The following is a 25,845-nucleotide window of genomic DNA, read 5'->3' as shown; positions in this document are numbered from 1 at the left end:
GTTTCGCGGGGGCGACCGCCGTTCAAAACCTCTCACGGAACCTCCCGTCAAACGTCCCACCCCGAGGGCCGTTCCACCCCACTCCCGTACCCTCAGACCCATGTCGCTCTACGCCGCGTACGCCGGCAACCTCGACGCGCGGCTGATGTCCCGCCGCGCACCACACTCCCCGCTGCGCGGAACGGGCTGGCTGAACGGCTGGCGCCTCACCTTCGGCGGTGAGCAGATGGGCTGGGAAGGCGCTCTCCCCACGATCGTGGAGGCCCCGCGCTCCCAGGTCTTCGTCGCCCTCTACGACATCGCCCCCATGGACGAGGACTCCATGGACCGCTGGGAGGGCGTCGGCCTCGACATCTACCGCCGGATGCGGATCCGCGTCCACACACTGGACGGCGACGAGGCCGCCTGGCTCTACGTCCTCAACGGCTACGAGGGCGGGCTGCCCTCGGCCCGCTACCTGGGCGAGATCGCCGACGCGGCGGAGTCGGCGGGGGCGCCGCACGACTATGTGATGGAGCTGCGGAAGCGTCCCTGCTGAGTCCGGTGTGTCCGGTTGACCCCTTGATTCCGGTTGACCCCTTGATCCAGTTGCCCCGGTGGGTCCGGTTGACCCGGTGGTCCGACCGGTGGCCCGGTTGACCCGGTGGCCCGGTTGATCCGGTGGGTCCGGGGCAATGTGACCCTGCTGGGTCCCACCGTGGGCCTTGCGGCAATGCAACGATCCGAACACCTCGGCGGACTCCGTCTACGCGCGTAGGCAGTTACCGGCTACCCTCGTGCGCGTGAACGCATCAGTTTCTTGGGACAATCAGAGCGACCCGCACGCCGCCGCCGACGCCGCCGCCACCCGCCTGCGCGAGCTGACCGGCGCGGAAACCCACGACGTCGCGCTGGTCCTGGGCTCCGGCTGGGTCCCCGCCACCGACGCCCTCGGGGCGCCCGAGCACGAGTTCCCCGTCACCGAGCTGCCCGGCTTCCCGCCGCCCGCCGTCGCGGGCCACGCGGGCCGGATCCGGTCGTACCGGATCAACGACAAGCGGGCGCTGGTCTTCCTCGGCCGTACGCACTACTACGAGGGGCGTGGGGTCGCCGCCGTCGCACACGGCGTACGCACCGCCGTCGCCGCGGGCTGCAAGACCATCATCCTCACCAACGGCTGCGGCGGCCTCCGCGAAGGCATGCGCCCCGGCCAGCCGGTACTGATCAGCGACCACATCAACCTCACGGCCACCTCACCGATCGTGGGCGCCAACTTCGTCGACCTCACCGACCTGTACTCGCCGCGGCTGCGCGCCCTGTGCCAGCAGGTCGACCCGACCCTGGAGGAGGGCGTCTACGCCCAGTTCCCCGGGCCGCACTACGAGACCCCGGCGGAGATCAACATGGCCCGCACGATAGGGGCCGACCTGGTGGGCATGTCCACCACCCTGGAGGCCATCGCGGCGCGCGAGGCGGGCGCGGAGGTTCTCGGGATCTCCCTGGTGACGAACCTCGCGGCCGGGATGACGGGCGAGCCCCTCAACCACGAGGAGGTCCTCCAGGCGGGCCGCGACTCCGCCTCCCGCATGGGCAGCCTGCTGTCCCAGGTCCTCGACCGCCTCTGATCTCCGGGGCGCGGCGTCACGGCGCCCTGCGCGGGTACTCACCCCTTGGCTAACTGAACAGCGATGCGCGAGATACGCGGGGCACGGCGCGGGGCGGGCGGTGCGGGGCGCGAGGCGCGCGGGCCGGGGTGCGCGGGGCGGACCGGGGTGCGCGGAGAGCGCGAGCCAGGCGTGGGCGCAGGGCGGGCGGGCCGGGGTGCGCGGTCGGTCGTGCGGTGGGTGCCGGGGGCGGGGCCTCCAGAGCCCCGCCCCGGAGGCCCCGCCCCCGCACCCGACCACGGACCCACCGCGCACCCCAGCAACCATCAACGCACCCGCACCCACACCACCGCAGCGGCAACCCGCACCCCGCACCCCGCATACGACCACCCCCCAGGAGGCCCCCATGGCCACGGAGCCCGATCTCATCGCCCAGGCTCGCGCATGGCTTGCCGAGGATCCCGATCCCGAGACGCGGGACGAGCTCGGGAAACTGCTCGAGGACGATGCCCTCGACGCGATCGCCGAGCGGTTCTCCGGCACGTTGCAGTTCGGTACCGCCGGTCTCCGGGGTGAGCTCGGGGCCGGGCCCATGCGGATGAACCGCGCCGTCGTCATCCGCGCCGCCGCCGGGCTCGCCGCGTATCTGCGCAGGTATCACGACCGGGACGACCAGAACGGTCAAGGGCTCGTCGTCGTCGGGTACGACGCCCGCTACAAGAGCGCCGAGTTCGCCCGCGACACCGCCGCCGTCATGACCGGCGCCGGCTTCCGCGCCGCGGTTCTGCCCCGCCCCCTCCCCACGCCCGTCCTCGCGTTCGCCATCCGCCACCTCGGCGCGATCGCCGGAGTCGAGGTCACGGCGAGCCACAACCCGCCGCGCGACAACGGTTACAAGGTCTACCTCGGCGACGGCTCCCAGATCGTGCCGCCCGCCGACGCCGAGATCGCGGCCGAGATCGAGGCGATCCGCAGCCTGGACGACGTGCCCCGGCCCGAGACCGGCTGGGAGACGCTGAACGACGACGTCCTGGAGGCGTACCTCGCGCGGACCGACGCCGTTCTCACCCCGGGTTCGCCCCGGAACGCCCGCGTCGTCTACACCCCGCTGCACGGCGTCGGCCGCGAGACCCTCACCGCGGCGTTCCATCGCGCCGGGTTCCCCGAGCCCGCGGTCGTGCCCGAGCAGGCGGAGCCCGACCCGGCGTTCCCGACCGTCGCGTTCCCCAACCCGGAGGAGCCGGGGGCGATGGACCTGGCCTTCGCCACGGCCCGCAGGGTCGCGCCGGACATCATCATCGCCAACGACCCGGACGCCGACCGCTGCGCCGTCGCCATCCCCACGATCACGAACCCCACGGCCCCCACGGACGCCGCGAGCTGGCGGATGCTGCGCGGGGACGAGGTCGGCGCGCTCCTCGCCACCCACCTCGTCCACAAGCGCGCCCGTGGCGCGTTCGCGACCACGATCGTCTCCTCGTCGCTCCTGTCCCGGATCGCGGAGGACGCCGGGCTGCCGTACGCCGAGACGCTGACCGGCTTCAAGTGGCTGGCCCGGGTGGACGGGCTGCGCTACGCGTACGAGGAGGCGCTCGGCTACTGCGTGGATCCGGAGGGCGTACGCGACAAGGACGGCGTCACGGCCGCGCTGCTCGTGGCCGAGCTGACGTCGGAGCTCAAGGAGCAGGGCCGCACCCTGGCAGATCTTTTGGACGACATCGCGGTGGCCCACGGGCTGCACGCCACCGACCAGCTGTCCGTCCGGGTCACCGACCTCTCCGTGATCGGCACCGCGATGAAGCGGCTGCGCGAACAGCCGCCCACCGAGCTCGCGGGGCTCGCGGTGACCTCGGCGGAGGATCTGACGCGGGGTACGGACACCCTGCCCCCGACGGACGGCCTGCGTTATCAGCTCGCCGGGAAGGGGAACGTCCGCGGCGCCCGTGTGGTCGTCCGGCCCAGCGGCACCGAGCCGAAGCTGAAGTGCTACCTGGAGGTGGTCGTCGACGTGCCCGCCGCCCACGCCCTCACTCCGGCCCGCGCCACGGCGGACACCGTGCTGGCCGCGCTCAAGACGGACCTTTCGGTGGCGGCGGGAATCCAGCCCCCGGAAGCCGCCACCGCGGACGCGGGCGTATCAGCCGCCGGGCCCGTCACCGTCGCCCACGGCGATCAGTGACGGCGCCGGAGCGGGGAAACCCAGGGGACCCAGCTCTCAGCCGATCGCCAGCATGACGCCCAACAGCACCGCGCCCGCCAGCGTCGGCGCGATGACCTCGAAGGCCCAGCGCACCTCCGGCGCCCCCTGGGCGCCCTCGCGCTGGGCGTTGAGTTCGGCCATCTCGCGCAGGTCGCCGATCGCCGCGTCGGAGGGGGCCCGGCGGTCCTCGTCGGGCTTGCCGGCCGCGACATGGGCGGACGTGGCGCCGAAGGGGTCCTCGGAGGCCGCCCTGGCCTGCTGCCGGGCGGCCCGCTTGCGCTGGCGCAGCGAGACCGGGATCGCCCACAGCTGGTAGGTGGCCCCGCCCGCGAGCACCTCGCTGGTGTACCCGGCGCGCAGCCCCTCGACCGAGGCCCAGGGCAGCGTGATCGTACGGAACGGGTTGCGGATGAGCAGCCGGTCCTGCCCCGCGTACACCGCCGGGCGCACCGTGAAGGCGATCACCACCGGTACCGCGAAGAACAGCCCGGCCAGCGCCAGCCACGGCGTCCGTCCCTCGCCCCGGATCATCGCGTCGACGCCCAGCCAGCCGCTGAGCCCGAGCAGCAGCACTCCGCCCGCGATACCGCTCGGGGAGCGGTAGATCCGGTCCGAGAAGGTCTCGGTCTCGGCATCGGAGGAAGCGGAGCTGGAGGCAGCGGGGGTGGAGTCGTCGTCCGGGCTCGTCATGCGCCCGATTGTGCACCACACTCACGGGGCGGGGGGCGCCCAGGGCGGACGCGGGATCGCTCGCCCCGGCCCCCGATCGATTCCGGGCCCGGGGGTGACATCCGACTACGCGCGTAGATATGCTCATCTGGTGACCATGCCCACCACAGTTCCCGCATACGGCAAGGAGGCCGCGGAGCGACTCGCGTCGATGGCGGACGTGACCGCCGGCGACGGCGCACTGCGCCGCTTCCTGCACGGCCTGCCGGGCGTCGACGCGGTCGGCCTGCGGGCCCGTGCCGCGACCCTCGGCACCCGCTCGATCAAGACCACGGCGAAGGCGTACGCCATCGATCTGGCGATCTCGATGATCGACCTGACGACCCTCGAGGGTGCCGATACCCCGGGCAAGGTCCGGGCGCTCTGCGCCAAGGGGATCAACCCCGACCCCACCGACCGCACCGCCCCGAAGGTCGCGGCGATCTGCGTCTACGGCGACATGGTGGCCACCGCCAAGGAGGCCCTGACCGGCAGCGGCATCCATGTGGCCGCCGTCGCCACCGCCTTCCCCTCCGGCCGGGCCTCGCTGCCGGTCAAGCTGGCCGACACCCGGGACGCGGTGGCCGCCGGGGCGGACGAGATCGACATGGTGATCGACCGCGGTGCCTTCCTCTCCGGCCGCTACCTGGAGGTCTTCGAGGAGATCCGGCAGGTGAAGGAGGCGTGCGTCCGTGAGGACGGCAGTGGCACCGCGGCCCACCTCAAGGTCATCTTCGAGACCGGTGAGCTCCAGACGTACGACAACGTCCGCCGCGCCTCCTGGCTGGCGATGCTCGCGGGCGCGGACTTCATCAAGACCTCCACCGGCAAGGTGGCCGTCAACGCGACCCCGCCCGTCACCCTCGTCCTGCTGGAGGCGGTCCGCGACTTCCGCGCCGCGGTCGGTGTCCAGGTGGGCGTGAAGCCAGCGGGCGGCATCCGCACCTCCAAGGACGCGATCAAGTACCTGGTGATGGTCAACGAGACGCTGGGCGACGAGTGGCTCTCCCCGGAGTGGTTCCGCTTCGGCGCCTCCAGCCTGCTCAACGATCTGCTCATGCAGCGCCAGAAGCTGAGCACCGGCCGGTACTCCGGTCCCGACTACGTGACGGTGGACTGATACGCCATGCCAGTTTTCGAGTACGCGCCCGCGCCCGAGTCCCGCGCGGTCGTCGACATCGCTCCGTCCTACGGCCTGTTCATCGACGGGGAGTTCGCAGAGGCGGGCGACGGCAAGGTCTTCAAGACCCTCTCCCCCTCCTCCGAGGAGGTACTCTCCGAGGTCGCCCAGGCCAATGCCGAGGACGTGGACCGCGCCGTCAAGGCCGCCCGTAAGGCGTTCGAGACCTGGTCCGCGCTGCCCGGCTCCGAGCGCGCCAAGTACCTCTTCCGCATCGCGCGGATCATCCAGGAGCGCTCCCGCGAACTGGCCGTCCTGGAGTCGCTGGACAACGGGAAGCCGATCCGCGAGTCGCGCGACGCCGATCTCCCCCTGGTCGCGGCCCACTTCTTCTACTACGCGGGCTGGGCCGACAAGCTGGCGTACGCGGGCTACGGCGCCGATCCGCGGCCGCTGGGCGTGGCGGGCCAGATCATCCCCTGGAACTTCCCCCTCCTGATGCTCGCCTGGAAGATCGCCCCGGCGCTCGCCACCGGCAATACGGTCGTCCTCAAGCCCGCCGAGACCACGCCCCTGAGCGCCCTGTTCTTCGCGGACATCTGCCGCCAGGCGGGCCTGCCCAAGGGCGTGGTGAACATCGTCACCGGTGACGGCTCGACCGGCGCCGAGCTGGTCGCGCACCCCGGCATCGACAAGGTGGCCTTCACCGGCTCCACCGAGGTCGGCAAGGCCATCGCCCGTACGGTGGCCGGTACGAGGAAGAAGGTCACCCTCGAACTCGGGGGCAAGGCCGCGAACATCGTCTTCGACGACGCCCCCATCGACCAGGCGGTCGAGGGCATCATCGGCGGCATCTTCTTCAACCAGGGCCATGTCTGCTGCGCGGGCTCCCGCCTCCTGGTCCAGGAGTCCCTCCAGGACGAGCTGCTCGACGCGCTCAAGCGCCGGATGAGCACCCTGCGCGTCGGCGACCCGCTGGACAAGAACACCGACATCGGCGCCATCAACTCCGCCGAGCAGCTGGCCCGGATCCGCGCCCTGGCCGACGCGGGCGAGGCCGAGGGCGCCGAGCGCTGGGCCCCGCGGTGCGAACTGCCCAGCTCCGGCTACTGGTTCGCGCCCACCCTCTTCACCGGCGTCACCCAGGCCCACCGGATCGCCCGCGAGGAGATCTTCGGCCCGGTGCTCTCGGTGCTCACCTTCCGCACCCCCGAAGAGGCCGTGGCCAAGGCCAACAACACGCCGTACGGGCTGTCGGCGGGCATCTGGACGGAGAAGGGCTCGCGCATCCTGTGGATGGCGAACGAGCTCCGAGCGGGCGTGGTGTGGTCCAACACCTTCAACAAGTTCGACCCGGCCTCCCCGTTCGGCGGCTACAAGGAGTCCGGATACGGCCGTGAAGGCGGTCGCCACGGCCTGGAGGCGTACCTCGATGTCTGATAACCGACTCTCGGTCCTGAAGACCTACAAGCTGTTCGTGGGCGGCAAGTTCCCACGCTCGGAGAGCGGGCGGGTGTACGAGGTGACCGACGCGAAGGGCAAGTGGCTGGCCAACGCCCCGCTGGCCTCCCGCAAGGACGCCCGGGACGCGGTCGTCGCGGCGCGCAAGGCGTTCGGCGGCTGGTCGGGGGCCACCGCCTACAACCGGGGCCAGATCCTCTACCGCGTCGCCGAGATGCTGGAGGGGCGCCGCGGCCAGTTCATCCGCGAGGTCGCCGACGCCGAGGGCCTTTCGAAGTCCAAGGCCACCGCGCAGGTGGACGCGGCGATCGACCGCTGGGTCTGGTACGCGGGCTGGTCCGACAAGACGGCCCAGATCGCCGGGTCCGCCAACCCCGTGGCCGGGCCGTACTTCAACCTCTCCTCCCCCGAGCCCACCGGCGTGGTCGCGCTCCTCGCGCCCCAGGACTCGTCGTTCCTGGGCCTGGTGTCGGTGATCGCCCCGGCGATCGTCACCGGGAACACGACCGTGGTCGTCGCCGCCGAGGGCGCCCCGCTCCCCGCCCTCTCCCTCGCCGAGGTTCTGGCCACCTCCGACCTCCCGGGCGGCGTGGTCAACGTCCTGTCCGGCCGCACGGCGGAGATCGCCGCGCCGCTGGCCGCGCACCAGGACGTCAACGCGATCGACCTCGCCGGCGCGGACGCGGAGCTCGCGACCGAGCTGGAGCAGGCCGCCGCGGAGAACCTCAAGCGCGTTCTGCGTCCACAGCCTGTGGATTGGACCACCGACCCCGGCACCGGCCGCCTCCTCACCTTCCTGGAGACCAAGACCGTCTGGCACCCAATGGGCGCCTAGCCCGACGGCCGGGTCTTCCCCCTCCCCACCCCTTCCCGCAGCATCGATACGCGGCTCCGCCGCATGGCGGGGACTCCGCTTCTGGACCCCGGCAGCTCGGCGCGCCGACCGTCATCAGGTCAGCTCACCGGCCGGGGCCCCGACCACGCCACCTGCGACGCGGTGGCCGAACGGCTGCCCGGCGGTCTTCGGCCCCCGGGCCCGCCCGGTCCGTACGGCGGCGGCGGAACGGCCACGCGCGGTCGTCCGACGGCGGGGCCGGGCCACATGGGCGGTCAGATCGACGGTCACGCGGGGGACACGCGGACGAAAGGATGCGTCACACTGGTGTTCCGTGACCAGCCAACCGCCTTCCGCCCGTGTCGTCCTGCTCTCCGGCCCCTCGGGTTCGGGCAAGTCCTCCCTCGCGGCCCGCACCGGGCTGCCCGTGCTCAACCTCGACGACTTCTACAAGGAGGGCGGCGACCCGACGCTCCCCCAACTCCCCGACAACGGGGGCGCCGACTGGGACTCGCCGCTGTCCTGGGACGCGGACGCGGCGGTCGCGGCCATCGAGGAGCTGTGCCGTACGTCCGGTACGACCGTGCCGCTGTACGACATCGCCACCAGCGCCCGCGTCGGCGAGGAGGCGCTGGACATCGGGCGGGCGCCGGTGTTCATCGCCGAGGGGATCTTCGCCGCCGACATCGTCGGGCGGTGTGCCGACCTCGGGCTGCTCGCGGACGCGATCTGTCTGCGCGGCCGCCCTTCCACCACGTTCCGGCGCAGACTGCTGCGCGATCTACGGGAGGGCCGTAAGCCCGCGCTCTATCTGCTGCGGCGCGGCTGGCGGCTGATGCGCGCGGAGCGCGGGATCGTGGCCCGGCAGACGGCGCTGGGAGCGTACGCGTGCGGCAAGGACGTGGCGCTGGGCCGGATAGCGGCGGCGGGGGAGCGGATCCCCGCTTCCGGCCAGAAGACGTCCGTATAGCCGACGCAGCCAACGCAGCCGACGCAGCCACGCGACAACACGGCCAAACAGGTGCGAGGCCGGACATCCCCCCTCGGCTGTCCGGCCTCGCACCTGTTTCCCCCGTGCTCCCCCGATTTCTCCCTCCCATTTCCCCCGTATCCCCCGATTTTCCCCCGCCTTCGATCGTCCCCGCCGCCGTCAGGCGACCAGTTCGCCGAAGGACTCCTCCTCGTCACGGCCGAAGCTGAGGGCCTCGTCCTCGCGCAGCCGGCGCAGCGAGCGCCAGATGCTGCTCTTGACCGTTCCGACGCTGATGTTCAGGATGTCCGCGATTTCCGGGTCCGTCCGGCCCTCGTAGTAGCGCAGCACCAGCATCGTGCGCTGCAGCTCGGGGAGCCGGGACAGGGCCTGCCACAGCACGGTGCGCAGCTCGGTGCCGCGCATCGCGTCGTGGTCGCCGACCGTCTCCGGCAGCTCCTCCGTCGGGTACTCGTTGAGCTTCCGCCGACGCCAGGCGCTGATGTGCAGATTGGTCATGGTGCGGCGCAGATAGCCGCCGACCGCCGCCTTGTCGCTGATCCGGTCCCAGGCCCGGTAGGTCGAGAACAGCGCGCTCTGCAGCAGGTCCTCGGCCTCGAAGCGGTCCCCGGTCAGGTGGTAGGCGGTTGCGTACAGGGAGGCGCGGCGCTCCTGGACATAGGCGGTGAACTCCGCCTCCGACGTGGTGCGCCGCTCCCCCTCTGCCTCCCCGTACGAGCCTCCCCCGTGGCCCCCCGGTCCCCCGTTGTCCCCCCCGAGGCCGTGACCGGCCTCCTTGTCCCCCGTGATCGCGTCAATGGCCACCATGTAAGGAGGCCGCTGACGCCCGGCGCCGCGAGCGCACCCCCGCCCGCTCACGGCACCGGACTTCTCATTGCCCCGCCCGGCGTCGTGGAGGCGCGTGCGAACTGCGCTGGTGGTGGAGAAGTGCAGTGTGCTCATTTCGCGCCCCCCGTCGATGGAGCCGGTCGATCTGGCTTCTGGCTGCCCCGGCCGGTGGTGTTCCGCCCGGTGCACAGAAGACTTTGCCGGGCCAGTTTCATGGGGGTGTCTGTCGACTGTCACAGGCTCGTCACAGGCGATCGAGCCGATAAACCCCCGACGGTCGAACTACAGGCCCCTTGTAGGCCAGAATGACCAACGTGCCTTTCCTGTTGCTGATCGAGGACGACGACGCCATCCGCACGGCCCTCGAACTCTCGCTGTCTCGCCAGGGCCACCGTGTGGCGACCGCGGCGACGGGCGAGGACGGCCTGAAACTGCTGCGTGAGCAGCGGCCGGATCTGATCGTGCTCGATGTGATGCTGCCCGGGATCGACGGCTTCGAGGTCTGCCGCCGGATCCGCCGTACCGACCAGTTGCCGATCATCCTGCTGACCGCGCGCAGCGATGACATCGACGTCGTGGTCGGCCTGGAGTCCGGTGCCGACGACTATGTGGTCAAACCCGTCCAGGGCCGGGTGCTGGACGCCCGGATCCGTGCGGTGCTGCGGCGTGGCGAGCGGGAGGCCAACGACTCCGCGGCCTTCGGCAATCTGCTGATCGACCGCGCGGCCATGACGGTCACCAAGAACGGCGACGATCTCCAGCTCACCCCCACTGAGCTGCGGCTTCTGCTGGAGCTCAGCCGCCGCCCGGGGCAGGCGCTGTCCCGGCAGCAGCTGCTGCGGCTGGTGTGGGAGCACGACTACCTCGGGGACTCGCGGCTGGTCGACGCATGCGTACAGCGGCTGCGCGCGAAGGTGGAGGACGTGCCGTCGTCGCCGACGCTGATCCGTACGGTGCGCGGGGTCGGGTACCGGCTGGACGCGCCACAGTGAGCAATATGTGCGTCGCGCACGGGGGCGGAGAAGTACGGAATTGAGCGCAGTGAGCGACGAGCCCGGTCGGGCCCGGGGCTGGGCCGCGGGGCTCTTGCGGTGGTTCAGCCTCCGGCTGCGGCTGATGCTGGTCTTCGGCCTGGTGGCGCTGACCGCCGCCGTGTCCGCGTCCGCCATCGCGTACTGGCTGAACCGGGACGCGGTGCTCACCCGTACCCAGGACGCGGCGCTGGACGAGTTCCGCAAGGCCCTGAAGGACGACACCGATCCGTTGCCCTCCGTCCCCACCTGTTCCGAATTGCGCGAGGCGGCGGGTCGTATGGCGGACAACACCCAGAAGTACGAGGTGCTGCTGATCACCCGGACGAAGGACGCCGGAAGCTGCCCGGCGGCCTCGGACAAGGATCTGTTCACCCTCGATGTGGTGCCCTCCTCGCTGCGGCGCGCGGTGGACCAGAAGCGCCCGGTGGGCAAGGGGAACACCTCCCCGTACCACCTCTACTGGCAGCGGATCACGCTGGGCGGCACCCCGTACCTGGTCGGCGGGGCCAAGGTGAACGGCGGCGGGCCGACCGGCTACATGCTCAAGTCCCTGGACACCGAGCGCCAGGATCTCAACTCCCTGGCCTGGTCGCTGGGGATCGCCACCGGTCTCGCGCTGATCGGCGCCGCACTGCTGGCGCAGGCCGCCGCGGCCACGGTGCTGCGGCCGGTGCAGCGGCTCGGGGAGGCGGCGCACCGGCTGGGCGAGGGGCATCTCGACACCCGGCTCCAGGTCTCCGGCTCCGATGAGCTGGCCAATCTCTCCCACACCTTCAACCGGGCCGCGGAGCGGCTGCAGAAGCGGGTGGCGGAGCTGTCGGGACGGGAGGCGTCCAGCCGGCGCTTCGTCGCGGACATGTCGCATGAGCTGCGGACCCCGCTCACCGCGATCACGGCCGTCACGGAGGTGCTGGAGGAGGAGGCCGATTCGCTCGACCCGATGATCGCTCCGGCGGTGCAGCTGGTGGTGAGCGAGACCCGGCGGCTGAACGACCTGGTGGAGAACCTGATGGAGGTGACCCGCTTCGACGCGGGCACGGCCCGGCTGGTGCTCGACGATGTCGATGTCGCCGACCAGGTGACGGCGTGCATCGACGCCCGCGCCTGGCTGGACGCGGTGGAGCTGGACGCGGCGCGCGGGATCGTGGCCCGGCTGGATCCACGGCGCCTGGATGTGATCCTGGCGAATCTGATCGGGAACGCGCTCAAGCACGGCGGCTCGCCGGTGCGGGTCTCGGTGCGCACCGACGGCGATGAGCTGCTGATCAAGGTCCGGGACCACGGTCCTGGCATCCCCCAGGATGTGCTGCCGCATGTCTTCGACCGCTTCTACAAGGCGAGCGCGTCCCGCCCGCGCTCGGAGGGCAGCGGGCTCGGGCTGTCGATCGCGATGGAGAACGCGCATATCCACGGCGGCGACATCGGCGCCGCGAACTCGCCGGAGGGCGGCGCGGTCTTTACCCTGCGGCTGCCGATGGACGCCTCCCGGATCGCCTCCGACGAGGCCGAGGACGAGCGCGACCGCGATGACGACCGGGACGGCTCCTCCGGGGGCGGGCGCGACGACGGCGGGGCCAAGGGCAAGGCCAAGGGCAAGGCCAAGGGCACCGGCAAGGACAAGGGCAAGGGCACCGGCAGGGGCCGGGACGAGGAGGGCAGGCCATGAGCGCGCGCTGGACCCGGTCGGCCGCCCTCCTGCTGACCGGCGCGGTCGCGCTGCTGGCGGCCGGGTGCGGGATACGGGGCACCTCGGTGCCGGTGGACGCCGGGGCCGCGCCCTCGCGGGCGTCCTGCCGGACGCCGGAGTCGGAGCGGGCCGCCGAGGGGATGGACCGGGTCTCGGTACGGATCTATCTGCTGTGCTCCTCGCGGATCCTGTCGGTGAGCCGGACCACCCGGCAGGACGACGAGAAGACGTCCCGGGAGCCGGTGCGGGTCGCCCAGGCGCTGCTGGAGCAACTGCGGCTGCCGCCGACGGCGGCCGAGGCGTCGGCCGGGTTCTCCACGGCGGTCGAGGACTGGGTGGAGATCTCCGGCCCGGCCAAGGGCGACCCGGACAGCGCACTGCGGCTGAACCGGCCGCCGGAGGAGATCCAGTCCCTGGCGCTCGCCCAGATCGTCTGCACCTTCGCGGACACCACGGTGGCCGGCGACGACGGCAAGGTGGTGCTCGGCGGCCCGGACAGCCAGCGGGATCCGCTCAAGGCGTACCAGTGCACCGAGGAGATGCGCCGCAATCCGATGATCGCGGTCAACTCCGGGGTGCTGGTGTCCTGAATTCCGGTCCTGGTGTCGATTCGTTACCTGTCGGTACCGCCCCGTCCCAGGTCGGCGACTTGTCGGTAACAAGGTGCTGACCAGCGGGGCGGGGGCGGAACCGCGACCCCCGCGTGCGGCGTCCTGATGTTCGTGCAGGGTCCTTTCGGCCGCAGGGCCGCCTTCCGCTACCGCGTCGCGGGCTTCGTGCTCCTCGTGGCACACCTCTCGTTCGTCTGCTGGCTGACCCTGCGACCGGTGAACGTCCCCTGGGTGTCCGCGGCGACCCTCGAACCGCTGGCCACCATCCGCGCCGATCTGGCGCTCAGCCCCTGGTCGGCCGCCCGTTCCATCGGGGGCGGGCTGTTGCTGCTCGCGCCGCTCGGAGTGCTGCTACCGCTGGCCGCGGGCCGGGTGGAGGCGTATCCGCTGGCCTCGCTGGTCCGTACGGCCTTCACCGGGGCGATGGTGGCCATGGGGTTCGCGCTGCTGCGCAGCGAGGTGACCGGGCAGATCATGAACGTGGACACGGTGCTGCTGAACACCGTCGGCGTCGCCCTCGCGCATGTGCTGGTGGTCCCCGCCGCACGGGCGTGGCTCCGCCGCCGGGCCGACCGGGGCCGCCCGGCCCGCCTCCCCCGGAAGGGCGGCGCCCAGGCCACGACCCCGACGATTCCCAGGGTCGGGATCGCACCGTGGAGCGACGTCTCCTCCAGCTCGCGGACGTAGCGTTCTCGCGGACGTAGCGTTCTCGCGGACGTAGCGTTGAGGACATCGGGAACCAGCTCTTCCCGAGCCACCCGACGACGAGGAGATGCGGGTGCTCTTCGTGGTCTCGTGTCCGCTGCCGGGGCCGCGGTTTCTGCTCTGTCTCGCGCTGTGGGTCCTGCTTCCGGCGGAGGACGCCTACCGCGAGGCGTGGTGACCGGGCGCGCTGACGCCACGGCGTGACCCCGCACAGGTACCCATACGGAAATGACCGGGCCGCACACCCCCTTCGGGATGTGCGGCCCGGCCGTGTGCCCAGGTGGGATTCAGCCCAGCTTGAAGAGGCCGCCGGTCGGCAGATTCCCCAGCGGGAGCTGCCCCAGCATGCCCTGAGCGGGCTTGGCCTGGGGGGCGGCGGGCTTCGCCGCGGGCTGGCCGGCGGTGGGCTGCCCCGGGGCGGCGACACGGCCCGCGGAGCCACCGGGGACCGGCGTCGCGGACGCGGCGCTGCCTCCGGCGACGACGGCGGCGGCACCGAGGGCAATGACACCGAGAGTCTTGAGGGTTCCCTGCTTCATCAGAAATCTGTCCTTGAGACGGGGGCTTGACCGATACGGAAACGTAGCCATGGATTTCGGCCGCCCGCAAACACCGAAAACGGCCTCCGTCGCCCCGCCCAGGTCGTGTGCCGGATGCGCCCGCTCAGTCGCTCTCGGGCGCGGATCCCCTGGTCACAGCCGATGCGGAGGCCACATTGTGGAACAGCCATTCGGATTTCAACTCGGCGTATCCGGGCTTGATGACGTCATTGATCATCGCCAGACGTTCGTCAAAAGGAATGAAGGCTGATTTCATCGCATTGACCGTGAACCATTGCATGTCGTCGAGCGTGTAATGGAACGTTGATACAAGATGCTGGAATTCCCCGCTCATGCTCGTCCCGCTCATCAGACGATTATCCGTATTCACGGTGGCCCGGAAATGCAGCCGGCGGAGCAGCCCGATGGGGTGCTCCGCGTAGGAACTGGCCGCGCCGGTCTGGAGGTTGGAGGTCGGGCACAGCTCCAGCGGGATGCGCTTGTCGCGGACGTACGAGGCGAGGCGGCCGAGGGTGAGGGAGCCGTCGTCTCCGACCTCGATGTCGTCGATGATGCGGACGCCGTGGCCCAGCCGGTCGGCGCCGCACCACTGGAGCGCCTGCCAGATGGAGGGCAGCCCGAACGCCTCGCCCGCGTGGATCGTGAAGTGGTTGTTCTCCCGCTTCAGATACTCGAAGGCGTCCAGGTGGCGGGTGGGCGGGAAACCGGCCTCGGCGCCGGCGATGTCGAAGCCGACCACGCCCAGGTCGCGGTAGCGGTTGGCGAGTTCGGCGATCTCCAGGGCGCGGGCCGCGTGGCGCATCGCGGTCAGCAGCGCGCCGACACGGATGCGGTGGCCGTTCTGCCAGGCCCGTCGCTCACCCTCGCGGAAACCCTCGTTGACCGCCTCGACGACCTGCTCCAGGGTCAGCCCGCCCTCCAGGTGCTGCTCGGGGGCGTAGCGGATCTCGGCGTAGACGACGCCGTCCTCGGCGAGGTCCTCGGCGCATTCGGCGGCGACCCTGACGAGCGCGTCGCGGGTCTGCATCACGCCGACGGTGTGGGAGAACGTCTCCAGATAGCGCTCCAGCGACCCGGAGTCCGCCGCCTCGCGGAACCAGATGCCCAGCTTGTCGGGCTCGGTCTCCGGGAGCGCGTCGTACCCGGTCTCCCGCGCGAGGTCGACGATGGTGCCCGGGCGCAGCCCACCGTCGAGGTGGTCGTGCAGCAGCACCTTGGGGGCACGGCGGATCTGTTCGGGGGTGGGCTCATGGGTGTGCTCGCTCGTCATCTGGGCAGCGTAGCCCCTACGCGCGTAGAACGTGCGGGATAGATACGCAACAGTGACCCGCACGGGTAGTGGAGTACACCAATCCTTCTGCGATCGTGTCGCCATGGCTCAGCAAGCGTTGCCCGAGCGGGGCGCACGGCTGGGGCGGCCGATGGGCGCGGCCGCCGCGCGAACGACCGTACATGGTGTGGTCCTCCTGCTCCCCGAGGGGGAGCCCAGCGGGACCAGACGGCCGTCCAGACTCTCGGTGGCCGCCACGCTGCCGCTGGCCCGGCGGCTGGTCCGGGTGGGCCGGGAGGAGGGGCTGGCCGCCCACGTCGTCCACTACCGGCGCCGGGGCTGGAACGGGGCGGCCGCCGACGCCGCGTCGGATACCGCGTGGGCCGTGGACGAGGTGGTGCGGCGCTACGGCGACGTACCGGTCTGCCTCGTGGGCCACGGCATGGGCGGGCGCGCCGCCCTCCGCGCCGCCGGGCACGAAGCCGTCTCCTCGGTGGTGGCGCTGGCGCCCTGGCTTCCGGCGCCGGACGAGGTGTTCGAACCCGAGCCGGTGAAGCAGCTGGTCGGACGGCAGGTACTGATCGCCCACGGCACGAACGACGAGCGCACCGACCCCGAGCTGTCCTACCGGCTGGCGGAGCGGGCGAAGAAGGCCAACCGCGATGTGTGCCGCTTCGAGGTGCACACCGACGGGCACGGGCTGCATCAGCACCGCTCCGAGGTGCAGGCGCTGGCCGCGGACTTCCTCCTCGGCTCCCTCTTCCACTCCGGCTTCTCCCGCCCGGTGGCCGACGCGCTGGCGGCTCCGCCGCCGCTGGGACTGCGGATGCCGCTGGCGGCGGGCTTCGGGGCGAATCTGGGGCGTTGAGCGGTTGGTTGTGCGCGGTTGGTTGTGCGCGGGCGCCTGGGGTGTCGGGGGCCGCGTTCGTTGCCGTGTTCGTTGCCGGGTGCGGCGCCGTCTCGCGCCTTCGGCGCCTGCGTGCATGGGGCGGCGGGGTGCCGGGCCGGGCCCGCGCCGCCGGGCGAAGGGGCCGCCCATACGGACGAAGGGGCCGTCCCGCCGGACAGTGGCGGGGCGGCCCCTTCGCGCTTCAGGGGGTCGGTCCTGGCAGAGCGCTTACGGGGGTCCGGCGGATCTTTCCCCTCCCCGCCCCTTCCCGATACCAGGGGCTACGCCCCTGGACCCCGGAGTCCGGGACCGAGCCCCGGACCCGCCCGGCGTCCGGGACGGAGCCCCGGATCGGCTCCAGGGTCTGGGGCGGAGCCCCAGTTCCGCCCCGGCGTCTGGAGCGGAGCCCCGGATCTGCTCCGGGTCCGGGACCGAGCCCCGGACCCGCCCCGGCGTCCGGGACCGAGCCCCAAGTCCGCCCCGGCGTCCGGACCCGAGCCCCAACTCCGCCCCGGCATCCGGACCCGAGCCCCGGATCTGCTCCGGGTCCGGGACCGAGCCCCGGACCCGCCCCGGCGTCCGGGACCGAGCCCCAAGTCCGCGTCGGAGTCCGGACCCGAGCCCCAGAACCGCCCCGGGGTCCGGACCCGAGCCCCAACTCCGCCCCGGCATCCGGACCCGAGCCCCGGATCTGCTCCGGGGTCCAGGAGCGGCCCCAGAACCGCCCCAGCGTCCGGGACCGAGCCTCAGAACCGCCCCGGGGTCCGGGGCGGAGTCCCCCACGCGGCGGAGCCGCATATCGTCAGGCGTCGGGAAAGGGCGGGGCGGGGAGCAGCTCGCCGCAGGCGTCACGGTCCGTCGGACACCCCTAGGCGGGGACACCGACTAGCTCGCGCCGCGCGGCCTCCGCGCGCCGTTCGGCCCGCGCCTTCCGCGTCGCGTACACCGTGATCGCCGCCGCGCCGCCGACCGCCACCAGGCCCATGGCGACCGTGCCGCCCCACCCGGCCGCGTGGAAGGCGAGCGCGCCCAGCGCACCGCCCACGCTGCTGCCGATGTAGTACGACGCCTGGTAGAGCGCCGCGGCCTGGGCGCGCCCGGTCTTGGCCGTACGGCTCACCGCCGAGGACGCCGCCGCGTGGCCCGCGAAGAAGCCCGCGGTGATCAGCACCAGACCGGCCAGCACCGCCGGGATCGAGTTCAGCAGGGACAGCAGCAGCCCGGCCGCGGTCGTGGACACCGCCACGTACAGCGCGCCGCGCCGCCCGAGCCGGCCGACGAGCTTGCCGGTGGCCGCCGAGGAGACCGTGCCGACCAGGTAGATCAGGAAGATCGAGCCGATCAGGCTCTGCGAGAGCCCGAAGGGCTCGGCCACCAGGCGGTAGCCGATGACCGTGTAGACCCCGCCGAAAACCGTCATGAACAGCGCGCCGATCGCGTACAGCCGGCACAGCAGCGGATCGGAGAGATGCCCGGCGAGGGTGCGGGCCAGCGCCCGCGGGCTCACCTCGGCCGGGGTGAAGTGCCGGGCCTTGGGCAGCAGCATCCGGAAGGACGCCGCGCACAGCAGCGCCATCACGCCGACCGCGGCGAGCGCGACCCGCCAGCCCCAGGCGTCCGCCACCCAGCCGGTGACGATCCGGCCGCTCATTCCACCGACGCTGTTACCTGCCACGAACAGCCCGATCGCGCCGATCAGCGCCTTCGGGTGGACTTCCTCCGAGAGGTACGCCATCGCGGAGGCCGGGATCCCGGCCAGCGCCGCGCCCTGCACCGCGCGCAGTCCGATCAGCCAGCCCAGGTCCGGTGCGAAGGGCACCAGCAGGGCGAGGACGACAGCGACCGTGAGCGAGACCGTCATCATGGCGCGCCGGCCGAACCGCTCGGACAGGGCGCTCAGCGGCACCACCGCGAGCGCCAGGCCGAAGGTGGCCGCGGAGACGCTCCAGCTGGCCTGGTCCGCCTGGACCCGCAGATCGTCGGAGATCGCGGGCAGCAGCGCCTGGGTCGAGTAGAGCAGGGCGAAGGTGGCGAGTCCCGCGGTGAAGAGGGCGAGCCGCATCCGGAGGTAGCCGGGGTGACCCGGGCTCATCCGCTCGGACTCGGAGGAATTCGGATTCGTGTTCTGGTTCTGGTTCGAGGACGGCGAAGCGGAGGCGTCCACGCGGTGGTTCCCGGTGGACGCCCTGGTATCAGCAGGAGGCATGGTTCGACCGTACGTAACCACGGTTGATGCGTCCAATGCACGGAATGGCGATAATCAATCCACTGCCGCATGAGTAAAGGTCAGGGCCGCCCGTGTCACGCATCAGTTACGAAAACGACATTCCGGTGACAGCGGATGTCGAGGCGGAGTCCTGGGCCGCCGCGCTCACCCCGCGTCTCGCCCAGTTCGCCGCCGTCGCCCGCCATGAGCATGTGACGCGCGCCGCACAGGAGTTGGGGGTTCCCCAGTCCACGCTCAGCCGGGCGATGGTCCGGCTGGAGGAGGACCTGGGCGTGTCGCTCTTCGCCCGCCGGGGCCGTACGGTGGCGCTCACCCCGGCCGGACGGACCTTCCTGCGCTCGGTCGAACGGGCCCTCGCCGAGGTCGACCGCGCCGCCGAGTCCGTACGGGCCGACGCCGACCCCGCGGCGGGCCGGGTCTCGTTCGGCTTTCTGCACACGCTGGGGACCGAGACCGTGCCCGGCCTGATCCGGAGCTTCCGGGTGGACCATCCGCGGGTGCGCTTCCAGCTGGTCCAGAACTACGGCGAGGCGATGATCGAACGGATGCGCGCGGGCGGCCTCGACCTCTGTCTGACCTCCCCGGTGCCGGACGCCCCCGACCTGGTCGCCCGCCGCCTGGACGAACAGCGGCTGCGGCTGGTGGTCCCCGACGACCACCGGCTGGCCGGACGCCGCCGGGTCCGCCTCGCCGAGGCCGCCTCGGAGCTGTTCGTCACCCTGGAACCGGGCTACGGACTGCGGCGCATCACGGACGCGCTGTGCGCCGAGGCGGGCTTCACCCCGAGGATCGCCTTCGAGGGCGAGGAGGCGGAGACCCTCCGCGGCCTGGTCGCCGCAGGCCTGGGCGTGGCCCTCCTCCCGCCCCCGGCGGTCCCCCGCCCCGGAGTGGCCGAACTGACCGTCACCGCCCCACGCGCCGTCCGCGAGATCGGCGTCGCCTGGCTGGACGGCCACCCGGACACACCCCCGGTGGCGGCCTTCAAGAAGTTCCTGCTGAGCCGCCGGGGCCAGCTGCTGGACTAGGCCCGATACCGGTGGCTTTGCGACCGCGACCGGGGGCGTCCGACGGATGGTGACGCCTGCGGCGGGCTGGTCCCCTCCCCGCCCCTTCCCTCAACTGGGGCTCCGCCCCATACCCCGGGGTCCAGGGACGAAGCCCCCGCCGGACACCCGGTAGCGGCCGCGGGCGCGTGGGTGATGGGCCGCCGGGTCAGGCGATGCGTTCCAGAACGATCGGGGTGGTGGTGAATTCCGTGTTCGCGGGGGCGTAGCCGATCGCGTCGGCCAGTGCCTCCAGGGCGTAGGGGAAGGCCGACGGGGTGTCGGTGTGGAGGGTGAGGAGGGGCTGGCCGGCGGTGATGTGGTCGCCTGGTTTCGCGTGGAGTTCTATGCCCGCGCCCGCCTGTACCGGGTCCTCCTTGCGGGCGCGGCCCGCGCCCAGGCGCCAGGCGGCGAGGCCCACCGCGTAGGCGTCCAGGCGGGTGAGGACGCCGGTCGACTCGGCGTGGAGGACGTGGTGTTCGCGGGCCACCGGGAGCGGGGCGTCCGGGTCGCCGCCCTGGGCGGCGATCATGCGGCGCCAGTGGTCCATCGCGGTGCCGTCGGCGAGGGCCTTGGTGGGGTCGGCGTCCTTCAGGCCCGCCGCGTCCAGCATCTCGCGGGCCAGGGCGAGGGTGAGCTCGACGACGTCGGCCGGGCCGCCGCCCGCCAGGACCTCCACGGACTCGCGGACCTCGAGGGCGTTGCCCGCCGTCAGGCCGAGCGGGGTGGACATGTCGGTGAGCAGGGCGGTCGTACGGACGCCGTGGTCGTTGCCGAGGCCGACCATCGTGGCGGCCAGCTCGCGCGCGGAGTCGATGTCCTTCATGAAGGCGCCGGAGCCCACCTTGACGTCCAGGACCAGGGAGCCGGTGCCCTCGGCGATCTTCTTGGACATGATCGAGGAGGCGATGAGCGGGATCGACTCGACCGTACCGGTGACATCGCGCAGCGCGTACAGCTTCTTGTCGGCCCGGGCCAGCCCCTCGCCCGCCGCGCAGATCACCGAGCCGACGTCGCGGAGGACGGCCAGCATGTCGCCATTGGTCAGCTGGGCGCGCCAGCCGGGGATGGACTCCAGCTTGTCCAGGGTGCCGCCGGTGTGGCCCAGACCCCGGCCGGAGAGCTGCGGTACGGCGGCTCCGCAGCCGGCCACGAGGGGGGCGAGCGGCAGGGTGATCTTGTCGCCGACGCCGCCGGTGGAGTGCTTGTCGGAGGTCGGGCGCGGCAGCGAGGAGAAATCCATCCGCTCACCGGACGCGATCATCGCGGCGGTCCAGCGGGCGATCTCGGCCCGGTCCATGCCGTTGAGGAAGATCGCCATCGCGAGCGCGGACATCTGCTCGTCCGCCACCTCGCCGCGCGTGTAGGCGTCGATGATCCAGTCGATCTGGGCGTCGGTGAGGCGGGTGCCGTCGCGCTTGGCGCGGATGACGGAGATGGCGTCCATGAGGGCTGTACGGGGCCTTTCGTGTTCAGGGGCCGACCGGGCGGGCCGAGACGGCGCGGGCCGAGGCGGCGCGGGGCGTCAGCCGTGGGCGGCGGCGCGGCGCAGGTCGGCGGGGCCGAAGGCGTCCGGGAGGAGTTCGGCGAGCGGGCGGATGCCCGTGGCGGTGTCCATCTGGAGCTCCGGGCCGCCGTGCTCCCACAGCAGCTGACGGCAGCGGCCGCAGGGCATCAGCACGGTGCCCTCGCGGTCGCAGCAGGTGAAGGCGGTGAGGCGGCCGCCGCCCGAGGCGACGAGGGAGGAGACCAGACCGCATTCGGCGCACAGCGCGACGCCGTACGCCGCGTTCTCCACATTGCAGCCGCTGACGGTGCGGCCGTCGTCGACGAGCGCGGCGGCGCCCACCGGGAAGCCGGAGTAGGGGGCGTAGGCCCGGGACATGGCGTCCCGGGCCTGTACGCGCAGGGCGTCCCAGTCGGGGGCCGCGGCGGCGGAAGTGGTCATGTGCCCTGTCCCTTCCGGTAGGGCCTGTTGTTCGCCTTGGGCATCCGCAGCCGCTGTGAGGCGAGCCCCATGACCAGCAGGGTCACGATGTACGGCGTGGCACTGACCAAGTCGTTGGGGACCGTGTCGGTCAGGGCGTACCACAGCAGCAGCGCGACGGCCGCGGCGCCGGACACCGCGCCCGCGACATAACTCTTGCGGACAATCCGCCAGGCCGCCAGCGCGGCGAGGCCGAGCGCGACCAGGAGCAGCAGGGCGTGCACGGTCGCCCCGCCGTTGCGCAGCTGGAGCGCGTCGGAGTAGCCGAAGAGACCGGCGCCCATCGCGAGCCCGCCCGGCCGCCAGTTGCCGAAGAGCATGGCGGCGAGGCCGATGTAGCCGCGCCCGCCGGTCTGGCCCTCGTTGTAGATGTGCGAGCGGACGAGGGCGAGGAAGACGCCGCCGAGCCCGGCGAGGCCGCCGGAGATCACCACGGCCGCGTACTTGTAGAGGTAGACGTTGACGCCGAGGGACTCGGCCGCCGTCGGGTTCTCACCGCAGGACCGCAGCCGCAGTCCGAACGAGGTACGCCACAGGGCGAAGAAGCTGCCCACGACCAGCAGGACGGAGACGACGGTCAGCGCCGAGATGTCGGTGACCAGGCCGCCGAGGATGCCCGCGACGTCCGAGACCAGGAACCAGTGGTGGTTCTCCAGGTCGGCGAGCCAGTCGGACAGTCCGGGGACGGTGAACGACTGGATGGGGTCGACCTGCGGGGAGTTCTTCGGGGAGCCGCCGATGTCGGCCAGCGGCTCGAACCAGCGCTTGGCCAGATAGGTGGTGGCGCCGAGGGCGAGGATGTTCATCGCCACACCGGAGATGATGTGGTCCACCCCGAAGGTGACGGTGGCCACCGCGTGCACCAGCCCGCCGAGCGCGCCGCCGAGGACGCCCGCGAGCACCCCCACCCAGGGGTTGGTCTGGTAGCCGGCCCAGGCGCCGAAGAAGGTGCCGAGGATCATCATGCCCTCGAGGCCGATGTTGACCACACCGGCCCGCTCGGACCACAGCCCGCCGAGGCCCGCGAGGCCGATGGGCACGGCCATGGAGAGCGCGGCCCCGATCTGCCCGGCGGAGGTGACGCGGTCGAAGTCCGCCTGCTGGGCGGCGTCGACGAGCGTCCGCAGCACCGACAGCGCGATCAGCGCCCCGGCGACGATCAGCAGCACCTTGCCCAGGGACATCCGGGAGGCGGGCCCGTTCCCCTTGCCCGGCGTGCTCGTGCTCTTGGTGGTGGTCACCGTGGCACTCATGCCGGCACCTCCTGCTTGTCCGTACCCTTGTCGGCCTTGGCCTGGGCGGCGAGCTCCGCGCCCACCCTCTGCTGCTGGCGCCCCAGCCCGTAGCGCCGCACCAGTTCGTACGCGATGACGACACACAGGACGATCACGCCCTGCATCACACCGACGATCTCCTTGTCGTAGCCCTCGAACTCCAGGCGGTTGGCGCCGCGCTCGAGGAAGCCCCACAGCACGGCGGCCAGGCCGATGCCGACCGGGTTGTTGCGGCCGAGCAGCGCGATGGCGATACCGGTGAATCCGATACCGGTGGGGAAGTCGGAGGTGAACTGGTGGGTGTCGTTGAGCAGGGTCGGCATGCCGATCAGACCGGCCATCGCGCCCGAGAGCAGCATGCTGGTGAGCACCATGCGCTTGACGTTGACGCCGCTGGCCTGGGCGGCGGACTCGGAGCGGCCCACCGCGCGCAGGTCGAAGCCGAACCGGGTGCGCCCGAGTAGGAACCAGAAGCCGACGCCCGCGAGCGCCGCGACGACGATGAAGCCCCAGATGGGGTCGAGGTCGCCGCCCGCCGGGATGGTGAAGAAGTGGCTGGAGGACGGCAGCGGGTCGGTGGCCACGATGTTGGTCTGCTTGTCGAGGTCGGCCAGCCGCCCGTCCACCAGCAGATAGCTGATGACGATGCCCGAGAGGGAGTTCAGCATGATGGTGCTGATCACCTCGCTGACGCCCCGGTAGACCTTCAGCAGACCGGCGATGGACGCCCACATGGCGCCGACGAGCATGCCGACCAGCAGGATCAGCGGGATCTGCACCAGCCCGGGGAGCTTCAGCGCCCCGCCGACGACGGCGGCGAAGAAGGCGGCGAGCCGGTACTGGCCGTCGACGCCGATGTTGAAGAGGTTCATCCGGAAGCCGATGGCCACCGCGAGCCCGGCCAGGTAGTACGTGGTCGCCTTGTTGAGGATGTAGACCTGGCTGTCGGCCTTCACGCCGTAGTCGAACATGATGCCGAAGGCGTTGAACGGCTCCTTGCCGGTCGCCAGCAGCACCAGCGCGGTCACCACGAACGCGGCGGCGAGCGCCAGCACCGGGGCGGCGACCGCGAGCAGCACCCGCTCCTTGTCCAGCTTCTTCATCGGTCCTCTCCCCCGGTCGCGGCCTCGGTTCCGGCACCGGCCTCGGTCGCGGCCCCGGTCCCGGTCGCGGCTTCGGTCCCGTCGTCCGCCGGGCCCTCCAGATGGCCGGAGGCGGCGCCGGTCATGGCCGAGCCCAGCTCCTCCGGGGTGATCGTGGCGGGGTCGGCGTCGGCGACCAGCCGGCCGCGGTACATCACCCGCAGGGTGTCGGACAGGCCGATCAGCTCGTCCAGGTCGGCCGAGATCAGCAGCACGGCCAGGCCGTCCCGGCGCGCGGCGCGGATCTGGTCCCAGATCTGCGCCTGGGCGCCCACGTCCACACCCCGGGTGGGGTGCGCGGCGATCAGTAGCTTGGGGTGGTGGCTCATCTCCCGGCCGACGATCAGCTTCTGCTGGTTGCCGCCGGACAGCGAGGCCGCGGTGACCTCGATCCCCGGCGTACGCACGTCGTACTCGGCGACGATCCGCTCGGTGTCGTGCCGGGCGGCGGCCGGGTTGAGCAGCCCGGCCTTGCTGTTGGGCTCCTCGGTGACATGGCCGAGGATGCGGTTCTCCCACAGCGGCGCTTCCAGCAGCAGTCCGTGCCGGTGGCGGTCCTCGGGGATGTAGCCGATGCCGTCCTCGCGCCGCTTGCGGGTGGGCGCGTGGGAGATGTCGGCGCCGTCGAGGGTGATGGTGCCGGCGTCGGGGTCGCGCATGCCCATGATGGCCTCGACCAGTTCGGCCTGGCCGTTGCCCTCCACACCGGCGATGCCGAGGACTTCGCCCTTGCGGATGGCGAAGTCGATGTCGTCGAGCACGGCCCGCTCGACCCCGTCCACATCGGTGGCGGTCAGCCGGAGCGCGTCCACGACGAGCATGTCGGTGTCGGTGACGGTGGATTCGCGGGTCTCGGGCGAGGGCAGCTCGCTGCCGACCATCAGCTCGGCCAGCTGCCGGGGGTTGGTCTCGGACGGCACGACGGAGGCGACCGTGGTGCCGCGCCGGATGACGGTGATGTCGTCCGCCACGGACAGCACCTCGCCCAGCTTGTGCGAGATGAACAGCACCGTCAGACCCTCGGACTTGAGCTCGCGGAGGTTGTCGAAGAGCGCGTCGACCTCCTGCGGGACGAGCACGGCGGTCGGCTCGTCGAGGATCAGCGTCCGGGCGCCCCGGTAGAGGACCTTGAGGATCTCCACGCGCTGACGGTCGGCCACGCCCAGGTCCTCGACGAGGACATCGGGGCGGACGCCCAGCCCGTAGGCGTCGGAGATCTCCTTGATCCGGGCGCGCGCCTTGCCCGCGATGCCGTGCAGCTTCTCGGCGCCGAGGACCACGTTCTCCAGCACGGTGAAGTTGTCGGCGAGCATGAAGTGCTGGTGCACCATGCCCACGCCGCGGGATATGGCGTCCGCCGGGGAGTGCAGTTCCACCGTCTCGCCGTCGATCGCGATGGTGCCCTCGTCCGGGCGCTGCATCCCGTAGAGGATCTTCATCAGGGTCGACTTGCCCGCGCCGTTCTCGCCCACGAGGGCGTGCACGGTGCCGCGGCGCACGGTGATGTCGATGTCGTGGTTGGCGACGACTCCGGGGAACCGCTTGGTGATTCCGTGGAGTTCTACGGCGACGTCGGTGACGGCACCGGCGGGAGCGCCCTTGGGTGGGCTGGCGGCTTTGATGGCGCACTCCTGAGGGGCGGAGGGGGGTGGGGCTGGCCGGGGGCCGGACCGGCCGGGGTGCGCCACGG

General features: G+C 71.9%; 24 protein-coding genes. 13 read left to right on the top strand and 11 right to left on the bottom strand.

Going from position 1 to position 25,845, the window contains the following annotated elements; all coding sequences use genetic code 11:
• Window positions 1-100: 100 nt before the first annotated feature.
• From ACMTAK_RS29745 to ACMTAK_RS29735, 3 genes are all read left to right on the top strand, one after another.
• Window positions 101-538: a gamma-glutamylcyclotransferase gene (locus tag ACMTAK_RS29745; RefSeq protein WP_020870716.1), complete on the top strand. Its 438-nt coding sequence runs from the start codon at window positions 101-103 to the stop codon at window positions 536-538.
• 238 nt (window positions 539-776) lie between these two features.
• Window positions 777-1,604, top strand: coding sequence for a purine-nucleoside phosphorylase (locus tag ACMTAK_RS29740; protein ID WP_373920666.1), 828 nt, complete (start codon window positions 777-779; stop codon window positions 1,602-1,604).
• A 385-nt stretch (window positions 1,605-1,989) separates the two neighbouring features.
• The gene (locus ACMTAK_RS29735; protein WP_413809025.1) at window positions 1,990-3,762 is read left to right on the top strand and encodes a phospho-sugar mutase; all 1,773 of its coding nucleotides are present in this window, start codon (window positions 1,990-1,992) and stop codon (window positions 3,760-3,762) included.
• A gap of 36 nt (window positions 3,763-3,798) precedes the next feature.
• On the opposite strand, the gene ACMTAK_RS29730 is transcribed toward ACMTAK_RS29735, so the two are convergent.
• Window positions 3,799-4,473: a PH domain-containing protein gene (locus tag ACMTAK_RS29730; RefSeq protein ID WP_413809024.1), complete on the bottom strand. Its 675-nt coding sequence runs from the start codon at window positions 4,471-4,473 to the stop codon at window positions 3,799-3,801.
• A gap of 136 nt (window positions 4,474-4,609) precedes the next feature.
• Between ACMTAK_RS29730 and deoC the strand changes: the two genes are divergently transcribed.
• The 3 genes from deoC to ACMTAK_RS29715 are packed head-to-tail and all read left to right on the top strand — an operon-like array spanning window position 4,610 to window position 7,907.
• Entirely contained in the window at window positions 4,610-5,611 is a 1,002-nt protein-coding gene (gene deoC, locus ACMTAK_RS29725) for a deoxyribose-phosphate aldolase (protein ID WP_413813032.1), read from the top strand.
• Between the two features lie 6 nt (window positions 5,612-5,617).
• Window positions 5,618-7,051: an aldehyde dehydrogenase family protein gene (locus tag ACMTAK_RS29720; protein ID WP_413809023.1), complete on the top strand. Its 1,434-nt coding sequence runs from the start codon at window positions 5,618-5,620 to the stop codon at window positions 7,049-7,051.
• Complete coding sequence (locus tag ACMTAK_RS29715; protein WP_413809022.1) at window positions 7,044-7,907, top strand: aldehyde dehydrogenase family protein; 864 nt, start codon at window positions 7,044-7,046, stop codon at window positions 7,905-7,907. Before ACMTAK_RS29720 ends, ACMTAK_RS29715 begins: the two co-directional genes overlap by 8 nt.
• Before the next feature lie 114 nt (window positions 7,908-8,021).
• Here the strand turns inward: ACMTAK_RS29715 and ACMTAK_RS29710 are convergent, their stop codons facing one another.
• A complete protein-coding gene (locus ACMTAK_RS29710) occupies window positions 8,022-8,198 on the bottom strand; it encodes a hypothetical protein (protein ID WP_413809021.1) in 177 nt (58 codons plus the stop codon).
• A 43-nt stretch (window positions 8,199-8,241) separates the two neighbouring features.
• Here ACMTAK_RS29710 and ACMTAK_RS29705 point away from each other — a divergent pair, with 43 nt between their 5' ends.
• Window positions 8,242-8,877: a nucleoside/nucleotide kinase family protein gene (locus tag ACMTAK_RS29705; protein WP_413809020.1), complete on the top strand. Its 636-nt coding sequence runs from the start codon at window positions 8,242-8,244 to the stop codon at window positions 8,875-8,877.
• Between the two features lie 180 nt (window positions 8,878-9,057).
• On the opposite strand, the gene ACMTAK_RS29700 is transcribed toward ACMTAK_RS29705, so the two are convergent.
• Window positions 9,058-9,840, bottom strand: a complete 783-nt coding sequence (locus ACMTAK_RS29700; protein ID WP_413809019.1) for a SigE family RNA polymerase sigma factor — start codon at window positions 9,838-9,840, stop codon at window positions 9,058-9,060.
• A gap of 200 nt (window positions 9,841-10,040) precedes the next feature.
• Between ACMTAK_RS29700 and afsQ1 the strand changes: the two genes are divergently transcribed.
• The 4 genes from afsQ1 (at window position 10,041) to ACMTAK_RS29680 (ending at window position 13,745) form a co-directional block, all read left to right on the top strand.
• Window positions 10,041-10,718: a two-component system response regulator AfsQ1 gene (gene afsQ1 / locus ACMTAK_RS29695; protein WP_413809018.1), complete on the top strand. Its 678-nt coding sequence runs from the start codon at window positions 10,041-10,043 to the stop codon at window positions 10,716-10,718.
• A gap of 124 nt (window positions 10,719-10,842) precedes the next feature.
• Window positions 10,843-12,426 carry an ATP-binding protein gene (locus ACMTAK_RS29690; RefSeq protein ID WP_413813031.1) on the top strand — a complete coding sequence of 528 codons (1,584 nt, stop codon included), beginning with the start codon at window positions 10,843-10,845 and terminating at the stop codon, window positions 12,424-12,426.
• The gene (locus tag ACMTAK_RS29685; RefSeq protein WP_413809017.1) at window positions 12,423-13,037 is read left to right on the top strand and encodes a hypothetical protein; all 615 of its coding nucleotides are present in this window, start codon (window positions 12,423-12,425) and stop codon (window positions 13,035-13,037) included. The genes ACMTAK_RS29690 and ACMTAK_RS29685 overlap by 4 nt, the downstream gene beginning before the upstream one ends.
• Window positions 13,038-13,163: 126 nt before the next feature.
• Window positions 13,164-13,745 (top strand): VanZ family protein, encoded by a 582-nt coding sequence (locus ACMTAK_RS29680; protein ID WP_413809016.1) that lies wholly within the window; start codon window positions 13,164-13,166, stop codon window positions 13,743-13,745.
• Between the two features lie 305 nt (window positions 13,746-14,050).
• On the opposite strand, the gene ACMTAK_RS29675 is transcribed toward ACMTAK_RS29680, so the two are convergent.
• Together ACMTAK_RS29675 and ACMTAK_RS29670 are read right to left on the bottom strand one after the other, a co-directional pair.
• Entirely contained in the window at window positions 14,051-14,302 is a 252-nt protein-coding gene (locus ACMTAK_RS29675) for an ATP-binding protein (protein ID WP_413809015.1), read from the bottom strand.
• Between the two features lie 124 nt (window positions 14,303-14,426).
• Entirely contained in the window at window positions 14,427-15,593 is a 1,167-nt protein-coding gene (locus ACMTAK_RS29670; protein WP_413809014.1) for an adenosine deaminase, read from the bottom strand.
• A 103-nt stretch (window positions 15,594-15,696) separates the two neighbouring features.
• On the opposite strand from ACMTAK_RS29670, the gene ACMTAK_RS29665 reads away from it, so the two are divergent.
• On the top strand, window positions 15,697-16,461 hold the full coding sequence (locus ACMTAK_RS29665) for an alpha/beta hydrolase (RefSeq protein WP_413809013.1): 765 nt from the start codon (window positions 15,697-15,699) through the stop codon (window positions 16,459-16,461).
• 889 nt (window positions 16,462-17,350) lie between these two features.
• On the opposite strand, the gene ACMTAK_RS29660 is transcribed toward ACMTAK_RS29665, so the two are convergent.
• Window positions 17,351-18,688: an MFS transporter gene (locus ACMTAK_RS29660; protein WP_413809012.1), complete on the bottom strand. Its 1,338-nt coding sequence runs from the start codon at window positions 18,686-18,688 to the stop codon at window positions 17,351-17,353.
• Window positions 18,689-18,780: 92 nt separating this feature from the next.
• On the opposite strand from ACMTAK_RS29660, the gene ACMTAK_RS29655 reads away from it, so the two are divergent.
• Complete coding sequence (locus tag ACMTAK_RS29655) at window positions 18,781-19,734, top strand: LysR family transcriptional regulator (protein WP_413809011.1); 954 nt, start codon at window positions 18,781-18,783, stop codon at window positions 19,732-19,734.
• A gap of 187 nt (window positions 19,735-19,921) precedes the next feature.
• On the opposite strand, the gene ACMTAK_RS29650 is transcribed toward ACMTAK_RS29655, so the two are convergent.
• From ACMTAK_RS29650 to ACMTAK_RS29630, 5 genes are all read right to left on the bottom strand, one after another.
• Entirely contained in the window at window positions 19,922-21,199 is a 1,278-nt protein-coding gene (locus ACMTAK_RS29650) for a thymidine phosphorylase (protein WP_413809010.1), read from the bottom strand.
• A 78-nt stretch (window positions 21,200-21,277) separates the two neighbouring features.
• A complete protein-coding gene (locus ACMTAK_RS29645) occupies window positions 21,278-21,700 on the bottom strand; it encodes a cytidine deaminase (protein WP_413809009.1) in 423 nt (140 codons plus the stop codon).
• Entirely contained in the window at window positions 21,697-22,992 is a 1,296-nt protein-coding gene (locus tag ACMTAK_RS29640; RefSeq protein ID WP_413809008.1) for an ABC transporter permease, read from the bottom strand. Before ACMTAK_RS29640 ends, ACMTAK_RS29645 begins: the two co-directional genes overlap by 4 nt.
• Window positions 22,989-24,116 (bottom strand): ABC transporter permease, encoded by a 1,128-nt coding sequence (locus ACMTAK_RS29635; protein ID WP_413799731.1) that lies wholly within the window; start codon window positions 24,114-24,116, stop codon window positions 22,989-22,991. The genes ACMTAK_RS29640 and ACMTAK_RS29635 overlap by 4 nt, the downstream gene beginning before the upstream one ends.
• On the bottom strand, window positions 24,113-25,843 hold the full coding sequence (locus ACMTAK_RS29630) for an ABC transporter ATP-binding protein (RefSeq protein WP_413809007.1): 1,731 nt from the start codon (window positions 25,841-25,843) through the stop codon (window positions 24,113-24,115). Before ACMTAK_RS29630 ends, ACMTAK_RS29635 begins: the two co-directional genes overlap by 4 nt.
• Window positions 25,844-25,845 lie beyond the last annotated feature (2 nt).

Origin of the sequence: Streptomyces lacaronensis (genome assembly GCF_047337785.1) — a bacterium.
In the GTDB taxonomy this organism is placed as follows: domain Bacteria; phylum Actinomycetota; class Actinomycetes; order Streptomycetales; family Streptomycetaceae; genus Streptomyces; species Streptomyces lycopersici.
The sequence above is the reverse complement of the archived record's forward strand: the minus strand, read 5'-3'. Positions and strand labels throughout refer to the sequence as shown.

Excerpts from the sequence above, each read along its gene's own strand:
- ACMTAK_RS29660 (WP_413809012.1), bottom strand. The coding sequence starts at position 18,688 with ATGCCTCCTGCTGATACCAGGGCGTCCACCGGGAACCACCGCGTGGAC.
- ACMTAK_RS29640 (WP_413809008.1), bottom strand. The coding sequence starts at position 22,992 with ATGAGTGCCACGGTGACCACCACCAAGAGCACGAGCACGCCGGGCAAG.
- ACMTAK_RS29685 (WP_413809017.1), top strand. The coding sequence starts at position 12,423 with ATGAGCGCGCGCTGGACCCGGTCGGCCGCCCTCCTGCTGACCGGCGCG.
- ACMTAK_RS29645 (WP_413809009.1), bottom strand. The coding sequence starts at position 21,700 with ATGACCACTTCCGCCGCCGCGGCCCCCGACTGGGACGCCCTGCGCGTA.
- ACMTAK_RS29680 (WP_413809016.1), top strand. The coding sequence starts at position 13,164 with ATGTTCGTGCAGGGTCCTTTCGGCCGCAGGGCCGCCTTCCGCTACCGC.
- ACMTAK_RS29730 (WP_413809024.1), bottom strand. The coding sequence starts at position 4,473 with ATGACGAGCCCGGACGACGACTCCACCCCCGCTGCCTCCAGCTCCGCT.
- ACMTAK_RS29745 (WP_020870716.1), top strand. The coding sequence starts at position 101 with ATGTCGCTCTACGCCGCGTACGCCGGCAACCTCGACGCGCGGCTGATG.
- ACMTAK_RS29665 (WP_413809013.1), top strand. The coding sequence starts at position 15,697 with ATGGCTCAGCAAGCGTTGCCCGAGCGGGGCGCACGGCTGGGGCGGCCG.
- ACMTAK_RS29735 (WP_413809025.1), top strand. The coding sequence starts at position 1,990 with ATGGCCACGGAGCCCGATCTCATCGCCCAGGCTCGCGCATGGCTTGCC.
- ACMTAK_RS29635 (WP_413799731.1), bottom strand. The coding sequence starts at position 24,116 with ATGAAGAAGCTGGACAAGGAGCGGGTGCTGCTCGCGGTCGCCGCCCCG.
- ACMTAK_RS29690 (WP_413813031.1), top strand. The coding sequence starts at position 10,843 with ATGCTGGTCTTCGGCCTGGTGGCGCTGACCGCCGCCGTGTCCGCGTCC.
- ACMTAK_RS29715 (WP_413809022.1), top strand. The coding sequence starts at position 7,044 with ATGTCTGATAACCGACTCTCGGTCCTGAAGACCTACAAGCTGTTCGTG.
- ACMTAK_RS29700 (WP_413809019.1), bottom strand. The coding sequence starts at position 9,840 with ATGAGCACACTGCACTTCTCCACCACCAGCGCAGTTCGCACGCGCCTC.
- ACMTAK_RS29670 (WP_413809014.1), bottom strand. The coding sequence starts at position 15,593 with ATGACGAGCGAGCACACCCATGAGCCCACCCCCGAACAGATCCGCCGT.
- deoC (WP_413813032.1), top strand. The coding sequence starts at position 4,610 with ATGCCCACCACAGTTCCCGCATACGGCAAGGAGGCCGCGGAGCGACTC.
- ACMTAK_RS29650 (WP_413809010.1), bottom strand. The coding sequence starts at position 21,199 with ATGGACGCCATCTCCGTCATCCGCGCCAAGCGCGACGGCACCCGCCTC.
- ACMTAK_RS29675 (WP_413809015.1), bottom strand. The coding sequence starts at position 14,302 with ATGAAGCAGGGAACCCTCAAGACTCTCGGTGTCATTGCCCTCGGTGCC.
- ACMTAK_RS29720 (WP_413809023.1), top strand. The coding sequence starts at position 5,618 with ATGCCAGTTTTCGAGTACGCGCCCGCGCCCGAGTCCCGCGCGGTCGTC.